Origin of the sequence: Rhizobium sp. M10 (genome assembly GCF_002531955.1) — a bacterium.
GTDB lineage: Bacteria > Pseudomonadota > Alphaproteobacteria > Rhizobiales > Rhizobiaceae > Rhizobium > Rhizobium etli_C.
In genome coordinates this window covers 214,434-227,575 of record NZ_NWTA01000003.1, presented here as the reverse complement: position 1 = coordinate 227,575, position 13,142 = coordinate 214,434, and the positions used below count along the sequence as shown (strand labels likewise).

At 63.2% G+C, this 13,142-nt stretch carries 12 protein-coding genes and 1 pseudogene; 8 read left to right on the top strand and 5 right to left on the bottom strand.

The window, feature by feature from the left end; all coding sequences use genetic code 11:
• The first annotated feature begins 186 nt into the window (after positions 1 to 186).
• Positions 187 to 822, top strand: coding sequence for a maleylacetoacetate isomerase (maiA, locus tag CO671_RS06360; RefSeq protein ID WP_097605238.1), 636 nt, complete (start codon positions 187 to 189; stop codon positions 820 to 822).
• Between the two features lie 253 nt (positions 823 to 1,075).
• Positions 1,076 to 1,375 (top strand): annotated as a pseudogene (locus CO671_RS06355) (LysR substrate-binding domain-containing protein); the annotation flags it as partial.
• 33 nt (positions 1,376 to 1,408) lie between these two features.
• Here CO671_RS06355 and mobB read toward each other — a convergent pair.
• Genes mobB through CO671_RS06340 form a run of 3 tightly spaced genes read right to left on the bottom strand, consistent with a single transcriptional unit; the run spans position 1,409 to position 3,474 of the window.
• The gene (gene mobB, locus CO671_RS06350; protein WP_097605237.1) at positions 1,409 to 1,930 is read right to left on the bottom strand and encodes a molybdopterin-guanine dinucleotide biosynthesis protein B; all 522 of its coding nucleotides are present in this window, start codon (positions 1,928 to 1,930) and stop codon (positions 1,409 to 1,411) included.
• Complete coding sequence (gene mobA / locus CO671_RS06345; RefSeq protein ID WP_097605435.1) at positions 1,927 to 2,556, bottom strand: molybdenum cofactor guanylyltransferase MobA; 630 nt, start codon at positions 2,554 to 2,556, stop codon at positions 1,927 to 1,929. Before mobA ends, mobB begins: the two co-directional genes overlap by 4 nt.
• Positions 2,557 to 2,565: 9 nt before the next feature.
• Positions 2,566 to 3,474: a DMT family transporter gene (locus tag CO671_RS06340; protein WP_097605236.1), complete on the bottom strand. Its 909-nt coding sequence runs from the start codon at positions 3,472 to 3,474 to the stop codon at positions 2,566 to 2,568.
• 341 nt (positions 3,475 to 3,815) lie between these two features.
• Here CO671_RS06340 and CO671_RS06335 point away from each other — a divergent pair, with 341 nt between their 5' ends.
• Positions 3,816 to 4,583, top strand: a complete 768-nt coding sequence (locus CO671_RS06335) for an SDR family oxidoreductase (RefSeq protein WP_097605235.1) — start codon at positions 3,816 to 3,818, stop codon at positions 4,581 to 4,583.
• Between the two features lie 141 nt (positions 4,584 to 4,724).
• Here the strand turns inward: CO671_RS06335 and CO671_RS06330 are convergent, their stop codons facing one another.
• Positions 4,725 to 5,387: a GntR family transcriptional regulator gene (locus CO671_RS06330; protein ID WP_097605234.1), complete on the bottom strand. Its 663-nt coding sequence runs from the start codon at positions 5,385 to 5,387 to the stop codon at positions 4,725 to 4,727.
• A gap of 417 nt (positions 5,388 to 5,804) precedes the next feature.
• Between CO671_RS06330 and CO671_RS06325 the strand changes: the two genes are divergently transcribed.
• The 5 genes from CO671_RS06325 (at position 5,805) to CO671_RS06305 (ending at position 12,185) form a co-directional block, all read left to right on the top strand.
• Positions 5,805 to 7,061, top strand: coding sequence for an NRAMP family divalent metal transporter (locus CO671_RS06325; RefSeq protein WP_097605233.1), 1,257 nt, complete (start codon positions 5,805 to 5,807; stop codon positions 7,059 to 7,061).
• Between the two features lie 125 nt (positions 7,062 to 7,186).
• Positions 7,187 to 7,951, top strand: a complete 765-nt coding sequence (locus CO671_RS06320; protein ID WP_097605232.1) for a 5-oxoprolinase subunit PxpA — start codon at positions 7,187 to 7,189, stop codon at positions 7,949 to 7,951.
• Between the two features lie 20 nt (positions 7,952 to 7,971).
• Positions 7,972 to 8,778: a putative hydro-lyase gene (locus CO671_RS06315; protein ID WP_097605231.1), complete on the top strand. Its 807-nt coding sequence runs from the start codon at positions 7,972 to 7,974 to the stop codon at positions 8,776 to 8,778.
• Positions 8,779 to 8,785: 7 nt separating this feature from the next.
• On the top strand, positions 8,786 to 10,417 hold the full coding sequence (locus CO671_RS06310; RefSeq protein ID WP_097605230.1) for a 5-oxoprolinase/urea amidolyase family protein: 1,632 nt from the start codon (positions 8,786 to 8,788) through the stop codon (positions 10,415 to 10,417).
• A gap of 10 nt (positions 10,418 to 10,427) precedes the next feature.
• On the top strand, positions 10,428 to 12,185 hold the full coding sequence (locus tag CO671_RS06305; protein WP_097605229.1) for a biotin carboxylase N-terminal domain-containing protein: 1,758 nt from the start codon (positions 10,428 to 10,430) through the stop codon (positions 12,183 to 12,185).
• On the opposite strand, the gene CO671_RS06300 is transcribed toward CO671_RS06305, so the two are convergent.
• Entirely contained in the window at positions 12,175 to 12,957 is a 783-nt protein-coding gene (locus CO671_RS06300; protein WP_097605228.1) for a glucose 1-dehydrogenase, read from the bottom strand. The genes CO671_RS06305 and CO671_RS06300 overlap by 11 nt on opposite strands.
• Positions 12,958 to 13,142: the final 185 nt, after the last annotated feature.

Sequence of the window (13,142 nt, the reverse complement as noted above, 5' to 3'; positions counted from 1 at the left end):
CAGCCGGGCTTCGCCGATGGAGGGTCCAATGAGATTGATGATTATCTGCGTTCTGGCAGCTGCGGTCTTCGCCGCCCCCTGTATCTACGACATCAGCTCGCACGAGCCATCGCCGCTTGCGGGCCTTGTAACGGCGGCTTTCGCGGTTGAGCAACCGCTTTTCTGAATTCAACAGGGAGAATGACAGTGAAACTCTACCAGAACGAAATTTCTTCTGCGACCTCAAGGGTCCGGATCGCGCTGGCGCTCAAGGGGCTGACGGCAGAGGCACTGCCGGTGAGCATTCTCGGAGAAGATGCCGAGAGCCGGCAGGCCGGCTATCGCAACGTCAACCCTCAGGGGCTGGTGCCGGCCTTGCTGACGGATGGCGGCGTGCTCATCACCCAATCGCTGGCGATCGTCGAATATCTCGATGAGGTTCAGCCAGAGCCGCCGCTGCTGCCCGATACGGCTGAAGGCAGGGCGCAGGCCCGTTCGATCGCGCTTGCGATCGCAGCCGAGATCCACGCGCTGCTGCCGCCGCGGATCGGCCTGCATCTGAAGGCTGCCTTTCAAGCCGATGCCGACACCGTTGCCGCCTGGAGCCGTCATTGGGTCGGCGAGGGAATGGCCGCGGTCGAGACGATGATTGCCGGCCGCAGGAATGGCGCTTTCGCCGTCGGAGACAGGCCTGGCATAGCCGACATCTTCCTCTTTCCACAGGCGATCAGCGCCCGACGCATGGGCTTCGACCTTGCCCGGTGGCCTGATATCGCGGAGATCGTCACCAAGCTGGAGACGATACCGGCTTTTCATGAGAATGCGCCGGCGCCGAGAAAATGATCCGATTGATGAAGACGCAGCCAAAAAGGATTTCGTTCTCCACACGACGTCCTCGTCGGCCTGTGCGCCTTGTGCCGAGGATCTGCTGTCCTATCGAGTGGAAGCAGATGCTCGGGACACAGCCCAGGGACAAGCCCGAGCGTGACGGAAGGACTTTGCTTAGCGGTTGACCCTTGCCTGCAGCTGCGGAGAGTAACGGTCGCCATCGATCTTGAAAGACATGATCGCGGTGCGCATCGGTCCGACATGCGGTCTGCCGACCTTTGGCAGCGTCTATGCCTGGGAGTTCGAGCGCGACGGGCACGAGTTGAAGGTTCGCGTCGAGGGGCAGCTGACATTCAACACTCTTCGGCTGAATGCGGCGCTCGCCGGCGCGGGGCTGGCATATCTACCGGAGGATGCCGTGCAGGCGCATCTTGCCGACGGGCGGCTGCTGCGTGTGCTGGAGGATTGGTGTCCGCCGTTTCCCCGCTACCACCTCTATTATCCGAGCCGCCGGCACGCCTCGGCGGCCTTCGCCCTCGTCGTCGATACGCTTCGTTATCGAGGGTAGATCCCGCTCGCTCCGGGCACCCGGACCCGGGACTTACGATCGGGCCTCTTCGAGCCCGACGACGCCGGCGATGAAATCGGCAATGGCGCCTGTGTCGTCCAGATCGAAGACGGGCAGGGACGTATCGGCGACAGCATGATCTGCGGCGATGGCGAAGATATGGGGATCGCTCGGCGCCAGCGGTTGGCGGTTGGCAGCCTCCAGGCGGCGGGCCTCGATTTTCGGGATGGGCTCGCGCTTGTAGCCTTCGATCAGAACGAGATCGCAGGGGGCGAGACGGGCGAGGATTTCCTCGAACTCGGGTTCGGGCGCGCCGCGCAGCTCGTGCATGATGGCGTAGCGGGTGCCTGAGACGATGGTGACCTCGTGGGCGCCGGCCTCGCGGTGGCGGTAGCTGTCGGCGCCGACCTTGTCGATGTCGAAATCATGATGGGCATGCTTGATCGTCGAGATCCTGTAGCCGCGGCGCGTAAACTCCGTCACCAGCCGGACGGCGAGCCCCGTCTTGCCCGAGTTCTTCCAGCCGGCGATGCCGAAGATTTTGGGTGCGGTCATACGCGAAGGGCCTCCAGCCAGCGTTGCGCCTCGACAAGATCGTCCGGCGTATTGATGTTGAAGAAGGGATCGAGCAGGCTGGCGCGGGTCGGATGCAGCGGAAACGCCACTTCCGTAACGTCATGCCGTAACAGGAAGTCGCGCACGCGGCGTTTCTCGTCGGTGGCGATCCAGGCTTCGAGATCGGCGGCAAGCGTCACCGGCCAGAGCCCGAAGACGGGATGGCTGCGGCCTTCGGAAGCAGCGATGGCGATCTGCGACGGGCGTTCGATCGCTGCCGCCAGCCGGGCGACGAGATCGGCCGGGAAGAACGGGCAATCCACCGAGACGGTGACGACATGGGTGATCCCGGGAAGGCCGGCGGCATAGAGCATGGCCGCATGGATGCCGGCCAATGGCCCGGCCTTGCCGGGAAAACGGTCGGGGACGACAGGCACATCTTCCGTGGCGAGATCGGCGTTGACGGCGACGGCGGCGACCTGCTGCGCGAGGCGGCTCAGGACATGGTGCAACAGGCTTTCGGTTCCGAGCATCACGCTCGCCTTGTCGCGGCCCATGCGCTGTGAGCGGCCGCCGGCCAGCACGATGCCTGCTATATCGGATCTGTCGAGCGAGAACTCCGTCATCATCCTGCCTCAAACCGGTGAGCGCGGCGCGGATTCCTGCGCGATCGGCGGCACCCGGCGCTTGGCTTCACGATAGAACGTATAGAGGCCGGAAGCGATGACGATCGCGGCGCCGAGCAGCGTCAGGCTGTCCGGCACTTCGGCAAAGAAGAAAAAGCCGAGCAGCGAGGAAAAGATCAGGCTGGTATAGCGGAACGGCGCGACGAAGGAGATTTCGCCGGTGCGCATGGCGAGAATGACCGACTGGTAGCCGACGAGCACCAGCACCGAGGCGAGCAGCAGATGCCCGAGCGACGTGGCGCTGACCGGCTGCCAGCCGCCGAGCACCGGGATGAGCAAAGCACCGAAGAAGGAGATTGAAATGGCGGTGATGACGGTGATCATCAGCGAGGGAATCTCCGGATCGATCGAGCGGGTGGCGAGATCGCGGCCGGCCGTCGTCAGCACCGCGCCGACGCAGAGCAGGGCGGCGGCGGTAAAACCTTCCGGGCCGGGACGGATAATGATCATCACGCCGACGAGGCCGACGAGGATCGCCGACCAGCGCCGCCAGCCGACCGGCTCGCGGAAGAACAGCGCGGCACCGAAGGTGACCACCAGCGGCAGCGATTGCAGGATCGCCGAGGCGTTGGCGATCGGCATCATGCCGAGCGCGGTGATATAGGTGACGGCGGAAAACATTTCGCAGATGATGCGGAGGATGATGACCGGCTTGAGCACGATGCGCCAGGAGCGCAGGGCGCCCATTTTCCTGGCGATCAGATAGACGAGCAGGCTGGTGAAGAGGCCGCGCAGGAACATGATCTCGCCTGCGTTCATATGGGCGATCACCGATTTGGAGAGAGCATCGCTCGCGGAAAAGCCAGCCATCGCCATGCTCATATAGATGGCGCCCTCAGTATTGCGTGACCGCGACATGAAGAGATTCCCTTTACCTGTGCGCCCCTTCTTAGTCGGGAAGAACCATGAAGGGAATCGGATGAATGTCACACCCGGGATAAATCGATGATGCGGCGCACAATGGTGCTGACGTCGCGGCAAGTGCATGTTTGGAAACCGCGGCAAGTGAACGTTTTACAATGCGAATTCCGATATTTCCAATGCGTCGATGGAAGCTCCCGTCCTGCTCGGCAATTCAGTTGATCGCCGGCCGATAGCATCGATTGCCGGCGGTTTTCGTTTGCCCGCGCGGGAAACGGGTGGCTGCGTCGCCTGATGTTTGAGATTTGGGATGCCTCGACAACTGAGGAGAAACGGACATGACACTTCTGAACGACAAGGTCGCAATCATCACCGGCGCAAGCTCCGGCATCGGCCGCGCGGCGGCGAAACTCTTTGCGCGGGAAGGTGCGAAGCTCGTGGTCACCGGAAGGCGACAGACGGCGCTCGATGCCGTCGTCGGCGAAATCGAGGCGGAGGGTGGGCAGGCAGTCGCGATATCGGGCGACGTCAGGGACGAGGCGCTGCAGGCAAGGCTTGCCGATACGGCAGTCTCGCGCTTCGGCCGGCTCGATATCGGCTTCAACAATGCCGGCATCCTCGGCGAGATGGGGCCGGTCGCCGGGCTGTCGCTGGACGGCTGGCGCGAGACGCTCGAGACCAATCTCATCGCCGCCTTCCTCGGCGCCAAACATCAATCGGCTGCGATGGGACAAGGCGGCGGATCGCTGATCTTCACCTCCACCTTCGTCGGTCACACCGCCGGCATGCCCGGCATGGCCGCCTATGCGGCGAGCAAGGCGGGGCTGATCGGCTTCGTGCAGGTGCTCGCCGCCGAACTCGGGCGGCAGAACATCCGCGCCAACGCCCTGCTTCCCGGCGGCACCGACACGCCTGCCAGCATCACCAATGCGCCGGATGCTACGCCGGAAGTCTTGGCTTTTGTGGAGGGGTTGCATGCGCTGAAGCGCATGGCGCAGCCGGAAGAGATCGCCAATGCGGCGCTCTTCCTTGCGTCTGATCTGTCGAGCTTCGTGACGGGGACGGCGATGCTCGCCGATGGTGGGGTTTCGATCAGCCGGACGTAGGATGGGCGAGGGCAGGATCGGCACCCGATGGCCGCGGACCTGTCCATCCGCCACCGATGACCATGCGCCGCGGGGCTATTTTTGCGACCAGAGACGAATCGTCCTCTAAGCGGCATCGAAAGGCGCGGCCGAGCGTGCAATTCATTTGGCGCCACCAATTCGCGAGAAAGCGGCCAGAACAGTGCGCTCGGACTGCATCAGATACGCCTCAAGTGCCGCTGAGGCTTCGGCCGTCCTCCCTGCCTCAAGCTTTTCAAGGATTGCCGCATTAAGGTCGACGTAAGGAGCGTGCAACAGCTCGGGATCGGAGAGCAGGCCGAAGCTGAGACGCAGCTCTGCGGCGATCTGCGCATAGAAGGTGTTCAGACGGTGACTGTCGGCGAGATCTACGATCGCCGCGTGAAAGACCATGTTCTCACTGCCGACCATACCCCAATCCTTGGCCTCGCGCGCGAGCTTGGCACGCGTGACTGCCGCGCGCATTCGTGCCACCGCCGGATGGTTGGGATACGCCTTGGCGAGCGCCTGGCATTCGATCACACGGCGCACGCGATAGATGTCGATGATCGAGGCCATACTGGGTGTGGCGACAAAAACGCCGCGATTGGGCTCGTGCCGCAAGAGCCCTTCTTTTGTCAGGAGCCGGAATGCCTCACGCAAAGAGTTGCGCGACACATCCAGACCGGCACTTAGCGCTGCCTCGGAAAGGCGCTGGCCCGGCTTCAATTCGCCAGCAATCAGTTTGTCGCGGATTTCCTCCGCCAGGCGCGGCGCAAGCGCCGATGTGATATTTTGTTCGACCATCAAATCCCCTAATACGCAGACACGAATGAAACCTCCGCGCCCTTGCGCACCGGTATAGCGGTTTGCATCTCCGGGAGCCATAAGAGGAGTGGCTTGAGCAGCGGACCGGGGCAACGCCAGACGCCGTACATGGCCCATCGGGCAGACAGAAAATGAAAGGCCCCGCAACCGCTTACTTATCGTTGATGCACGGAAGGAGGCAAGATCCACTTCGGATGTGGCCGGAACTTGCAACAATCAATGACATCTCGCCCAAGTGAGTTTGCTGCGGTCGAATTGGGGTTGTTTGGTAGAACGATACAGCAGAATCGTTGAACAATATTGACAGAATTGTAAAACGTGTCACCGTGATGCCTGTCAACAAACCTAGGCAGCCTGCCGAGATCTCGGCGTCGGTCTGCACATAAGGAGGGGTTCATGGAACAGTCAGCAATTTCGATGACAACCGTTGCGCCGGCGCGGATGTCGGCCAAGTCGCGCCGCGCTGCGCTAATGGCGGCCATCTTCCTGATGGCCACGTCTGCCATCGGTCCGGGCTTCATCACCCAGACGGCGACGTTCACAACAAAACTCGGTGCGGCCTTCGCCTTCGCGATCCTTGCCTCTATCCTGATCGATTTCGTCGTTCAGCTGAACATCTGGCGGATCGTGACGCTGACGAAGATGCGGGCTTCCGATCTCGCCAATGCGGCCCTCCCGGGCTCCGGCTATCTGCTCGCAATTCTCGTCATCGTCGGCGGATTATTCTTCAACATCGGCAACATCGGCGGCACAGGCCTCGGCATCAATGCGATGATCGGCCTTGATCCGAAGCTTGGCGGGGCGATCAGCGCGCTGCTTTCGATCGGCATCTTCCTGTCGAAGCGTGCCGGCATGGCGGTCGATCGCTTCATTGTCCTGGCCGGCATCCTGATGATCGCCTTGACCGTCTATGTTGCATTCGCATCGGCTCCGCCAGTCGGCGACGCGCTGTTCCAGACCTTTCTGCCGTCCACCATCGATTTCGCCACTATCACCACCATCGTCGGCGGCACGGTCGGGGGCTATATCACCTATTCCGGCGCCCACCGACTGCTCGACAAGGGCACGGTCGGCATCGAGAATCTCGGTGCGGTCAACCGTGCAGCACTGACGGGCATCGCTGTCACCGGCCTCATGCGCTACGTGCTTTTCCTGGCCGTCCTCGGCGTGGTTGCGGGCGGAGCCGTCATCGATGTTTCCGGCGCAGGTGCCAATCCGGCTGCCCAGGCTTTCCAGGCCGCCGCTGGCAACATTGGTCTGCGCATCTTCGGCGTCATCCTCTGGGCTGCTGCGATCACCTCGGTCATCGGCGCCGCTTACACCTCGGTCTCGTTCGTCACGATTTTCAAGAGAGACATCACCGAACGGGCGCGCAACATCGCGACTGTCATCTTCATTGCCGTGTCGCTGTTCTTCTACGTGATCATCACCACGCCGCCGGCGCAGATGCTGATCTTCGTCGGGGGGCTGAACGGACTGATTCTGCCGATCGGCCTGTCGATCTTCATCTATGCGGCCTGGGCCCGGTCCGACCTGATGGGAGGCTATCGCTATCCGCGTTGGCTGCTGGTGCTCGGCGTACTGGTCGGCGCACTGACCTGGTACATGGGCTACAAGTCGATCGGCCCGATCTTCGCGCTGCTTGCCGCGTAACGCGGGACGAGGAGGGCGCGGGCGCGCCTTTAAGCCCGGGCCCCGCTCTGACTTTTTGAATTAATCACGCTTTCGGTTCGGGCAGCCCGGCCGACATCGTTCGTGATTCACAGGGGAGATTTGACATGACTGCCATCGATCTGAACAGCGATCTCGGCGAAAGCTACGGCGCCTGGCGCATGGGCGACGACGCGGCTATGCTGGCCATCGTCTCCAGCGCCAATATCGCCTGCGGCTTCCATGCCGGCGATCCGCTCGGCATTCTGAAGACTGTCAAAGCCGCCGCTGAAAGGGGCGTTTCGGTCGGAGCCCATGTTTCCTATCCCGACCGCGTCGGCTTCGGACGGCGCGACATGGGCGTCACCAGCGCGGAACTGACCGCCGACGTCATTTATCAGATAGGCGCGCTGAAAGGCGTCGCCACTGCTGCCGGCGTCGTAGTCGGCTACGTTAAGCCGCACGGCGCGCTATACAACCGCATTGCCCACGACCCAATACAGGGCCAGGCGGTGATCGACGGCATCAAGGCGATCGATCCGGATCTGGTTCTAATGGGCCTGGCCGGAGCACCCATCCTCAAACTCGCGCACAAATCCGGCCTCAAGACCGTGGCCGAGGCCTTCGCCGACCGCGCCTATACGCCCGGCGGGGAACTCGTTTCGCGTCGTGAACCGGGCGCAGTTGTGCACGACACAACCGTGATCGCCCGTCGCATGCTGCAACTTGCTCACGAGGGTACGATCGAAGCGATCGACGGCTCGACCATCAAGGTCGATGCTCAGTCGATCTGCGTCCATGGCGACAGCCCCGGTGCCGTAGCGATCGCCCAGGCGATTCGTCAGGCCTTTGAGACCGACGGGATCACCGTTCGCTCGTTTCTGGCGGCGTGAGCAAATATTTGGAGGAAACCATGATTGCGATTGAGAACCTTGGCCACATCGATGCCGAAGCGGCGCGCCTCGCGCGCCGGCGCTATCGGGCCGGTAGTGCCGAGCCGACGTCGGGTGTGGCGCCGGGATTTACCCAGGCAAACATGCTCGTCCTGCCGCGCGACTGGGCCTTCGATTTCCTGCTCTTTGCGCAGCGCAATCCGAAGGCCTGCCCATTGCTTGACGTTTCCGATCCCGGCTCGCACATGACGCTTCTGGCTCCGGGGGCCGACCTTCGCACGGATCTGCCGCTCTATCGTATCTGGCGCGACGGCAAGCTCGCCGAGGAAATCGCGGACGCGACGAAGGCCTGGGCGGAACGCGCCGACCTCGTCAGCTTCCTCATCGGTTGCAGCTTCACCTTCGAAACGTCGATGGCCGAGGCGGGCATCGAGATCCGGCATATTACCGACAAGTCGAACGTTCCGATGTATCTGACCAACCGCGCCTGCCGCCCGGCAGGCCGGCTGCGCGGCAACCTGGTCGTGTCGATGCGGCCGATCAAGGCGAGCCGCGTTGCCGATGCTGCGACAATCTCCGGCCGGTTCCCGGCGGTGCATGGCGCGCCCATCCATATCGGCGCGCCGGAAGAAATCGGCATCCGAGACCTGTCGAAGCCGGAATTCGGCGATCCGGTGCGTGTCGAGCCGGGTGAAATCCCGGTGTTCTGGGCCTGCGGTGTGACTCCGCAGGCCGCCGTGATGGCATCCGGCGTGCCCTTTGCCATCACCCACGCGCCAGGGCATATGTTCATCACCGACATTCCCGACACCGCCTATCACGCCTGAGGATCCGATGCGCTTCCTGCCCGTCAACCTGACGACCCTTTTGGTCGAACTCGACGATCTCGACCAGACGCTGGCGCTGTTTGCTTCGCTCGAAACCGATCCAGTAGAGGGCATCGAAGACATAGTGCCGGCCGCACGCACGCTGATGATCGGTTTTCGCGCAGAAAGGCTCACCGCGGAACGGCTTGCCGGCGAGATCGCCACCCGCGACCTTTCGGCCCGCATCGCGCCGTCCGACCAGCTCGTCGAAATCCCGGTTCACTATGACGGCGAAGATCTTGCCGATGTGGCGCAACTGACCGGTCTGTCAGTCGAAGAGGTCATCCGTCGTCACACCGAGAGCACCTTCACCGTCGCCTTCTGCGGCTTTGCCCCCGGTTTCGGTTATCTTGTCGGTGGTGATCCCGCGCTGCAGGTGCCGCGGCGCAAAAGCCCGCGGACTCGGATTCCGGCAGGTTCGGTCGCCCTTGCTGGCGCCTTTTCCGGCGTCTATCCGCAGGCAAGTCCCGGCGGCTGGCAGATCATCGGCACGACGCTGGAAAAAATGTGGGACCTGTCGCGCGATCCGCCGGCCTTGTTCCAACCCGGCTACCGCGTGCGCTTCTTCGATCTCGAAAAGCGGGCGGTTGCGATTTCCACTCCGGCGACGAAGGTCGTAGATCCAGGCCCGGCCGAGTTCACCGGAGAGGCTGTGACACTAAAGGTCCTGGCCGCACCCATGCCGGCACTGTTTCAGGACCTCGGCCGCTTCGGCAAGACCGGCCAGGGCGTGTCCTCCTCAGGCGCGCTCGATCGAGGGGCACTCAAGGCTGCCAACCGCGTCGTCGGCAATGCTGCGGGCACCCCGTGCCTCGAAATCATCCTCGGCGGATTTTCTTTCGAGGCGTCGGGCCGGGCGGTGATGGCACTGACCGGCGCGCCCTGTCCGATATCGATCCGCGATGCCTCAGGGCGCACCATTGCCGCCGAAACCTATCAGCCCATCTCGCTGGAGCCCGGCGATGTGGTGACGCTCGGCCATGCGCCGCGCGGCATGCGAAGCTATCTTTCGATCCGCGGCGGTCTCACTGTCGAGCCGGTGCTCGGCAGCGCCTCGACCGATACGCTTGCCTTCATCGGCCCGGACCCGGTCACGGCAGGGACGATCTTGACACTGCAAACGGCGACGCAGTTTCTCGGCAGCGTATCGCTTTCCGAAGCGCCGGCCTTCGCCTTTCCGGCTTCCGGCGAGATCGTGACGCTCGACGTGATCATGGGACCACGCAGCGACTGGTTCACCGAGGCCGGCATCACCAGTTTCTCGGGTCAACTCTGGCAGGTGACCCCACAGTCCAATCGTGTCGGTATCCGTCTTTCCGGCGACATCGCGCTCGAGCGGAAGGACAAGACGGAACTGCCGAGCGAGGGAACCGCGACCGGCGCGATCCAGGTGCCGCATAGCGGCCAGCCGGTGCTTTTCCTTGCGGACCATCCGTTGACCGGCGGTTACCCGGTCATCGGCACGGTCGCCGAATATCATCTCGATCTCGCCGGGCAGATCCCGGTCAATGCCCAGATACGCTTCCGGCCCGTGACGAGGTTTGCCGATGTTCGGCCGCACGTGCGCGACACCAAAGCCCGGCCACCGAGAAATAAGTGAGGAGACATCCATGCAGAAAGTCCTGATCGCCAACCGAGGCGAGATTGCGGTGCGCATCATCCGGGCCTGTCGCGACCACGGCCTGCAATCGGTCGCCGTCTATGCCGATCCGGACATGGATGCGCTCTTCGTCAAGCTGGCGGACGAAGCCTACGGGCTCTCCGGCAGCCGTCCGGCGGAAACTTATCTCGATATCGACAAGCTGATCGACATTGCCAAACGTTCGGGCGCCGACGCCGTTCATCCCGGCTACGGGTTCCTGTCCGAGCGTGCGGAGTTCGCCCGAGCCGTCATCGATGCAGGCCTCACCTGGATCGGACCGGATCCGCATGTCATCGAAGCGCTTGGCGACAAGGTCGAGGCCCGGCGCATTGCGCTGAGTGTCGGGGCGCCCCTCGTCGCTGGCAGTGACGGTCCGGTCGAGACCGCTGCGGAAGTCACCGCCTTTGCTGAGAAACACGGTCTGCCCGTTGCCATCAAGGCGGCGCATGGCGGCGGCGGACGCGGCCTGAAGGTCGCCTGGAAGATGGAGGAGGTGGCGGAACTCTACGAATCCGCCGTGCGTGAGGCCAAGGCCGCCTTCGGCCGCGGCGAGTGTTTCCTCGAACGTTTCCTCGATCGTCCGCGCCACATCGAGGCGCAGGTGCTGGCTGACAAACATGGCAATGTGCTGGTTCTCGGCACCCGTGACTGCTCGCTACAGCGGCGCAACCAGAAGCTCGTCGAGGAGGCGCCGGCACCGTTTGTTTCCGACGCTCAGCGCCAGTCGATCCACGACGCCGCGAAGAAGATCTGTGCGGCGGCCGGCTACTCGGGGGCGGGAACGGTCGAGTTCCTGCTCGGTGTCGACGGTACGATCTCCTTCCTCGAAGTGAACACGCGCCTTCAAGTCGAGCATCCGGTAACCGAAGAGACGACCGGCATAGATCTCGTGATCGAGCAGTTCCGCATCGCCGATGGCCTGCCGCTGCGCGTCACCGAAACGCCTGCCCCGCGTGGCCACTCGATCGAGTTCCGTATCAACGCCGAAGATCCCGGCCGTGGCTTCTTGCCGACACCCGGTGCGATCACGGCTTTCGACGCGCCTTCCGGTCCCGGCATCCGTCTCGACACCGGCGTCGGCGTGGGCTCGACCGTTCCCGGCACCTTCGATTCGCTGATGGCGAAGCTGATCGTCACGGGTAGTACCCGTGAGGAGGCGTTGAGCCGCGCCCGCCGTGCTCTGAAGGAGTTCAGGATCGAGGGCGTCGCAACGGTCCTTCCCTTCCACCGCGCCGCGATCGAGACAGAAGAATTTATCGGCGAGACAGGATTCAAGGTGCACACGCGCTGGATCGAGACCGGCTTCGCCGATCGGCTTTCGGCCGTCGCCCGACCCGAGCCGGTTGCCGATGGCCACCTGATCCGCACCCACGTCGAGATCGATGGCAAGCGACATGAACTCGGCATTCCCGCGGCGCTCCTTGCCGGTCTCGGCGGACTTGCAGGCGCGGGTAGCGGAGGTCCGACAGGGGCAAAGACCGACGACGCAGCGACCATAACCGCACCGATTTCCGGCACGCTGCAGGCGTTCAAGGTCGAAGATGGCGCGGAGGTTGCTGTCGGTGATCTCATCGCCGTCATGGAGGCGATGAAGATGGAAACCCAGGTCACGGCATCGCGGGCAGGCAAGATTCGGATCAAGGCAGAGGTTGGCGGATATCTTCAGGCGGGAGCGGAAATCGCCCGCTTCGAGGAGCCGGTGTCCTCTGCTCCACCTACGACATGATCAACCCGCCGTCGACATTGATCGTCTGGCCGGTGATGTAAGCGGCGTCGTTGCTGGCGAGGAAGGCTACCAGGCCGGCAACGTCCTCGCCGGAGCCGGCGCGCTTCATCGGGATGCCTTCAACCCATTCCTTCATCAGTTCGCCGGGGCCGTAATTGCCGAGCAGCTTGCCCCAGACCTGGTCGTTATAGGCCCACATGTCGGTTTCGATGATGCCGGGGCAGAAGGCGTTGACGGTGATGTTTTCGGTCGCGACTTCCTTGGCGAGGCTCTGGGTGATGCCGACGACGCCCATTTTTGAGGCGGCATAGTGCGGGGTGTAGATGAAGCCGTCGCGGGCCTGGCCGGAGGCGGTGTTGATGATGCGGCCGCCGCGTTTGTGCTTGCGCATGCGCGCTATCGCCTCCTGAGCGCAGAGGAAGACGCCCTTGGTGTTGACGGCCATGACCTTGTCCCACTCGTTTTCGGTCAGGTCCTCGACGCGGGCGATGGTGATGACGCCGGCATTCTGGATCGAGACGTCGACAGAACCGAACTCCTTCTCAGCTGCATCGTAGAGGGCGACGACGCTTGCCTTGTCGGTGACGTCACCGATGAAGGAGATCGCCTTGCCGCCTTCTGCCCGGATGCCCTCGGCGACGCCGTGGACGAGATCCTCATTGGCCGAGACGACGAGATTGGCGCCTTCGCGCGCAAAGCGCCTGGCGATCGCTGCGCCGATGCCGCGGCTGCCTCCGGTGATGACGACAGTCTTTTGCTCGAAGCGTTTCATGGTCTTTCCTTCCGGTATCCGTCGATAAACAGCAAATCTGGGCGCGACCTGCCCTGCGATCATTGTTGAAGCTCAAGCGGCTGCGACAGCGTTCGATCAGCGTGAAGGGCGGGCAGGCGGCGATATCGTGCGCCGTCTTGCCCGTTGGTCCCTTCAGCGCCTCGATCTCAGCCAGGGAGGAAGCG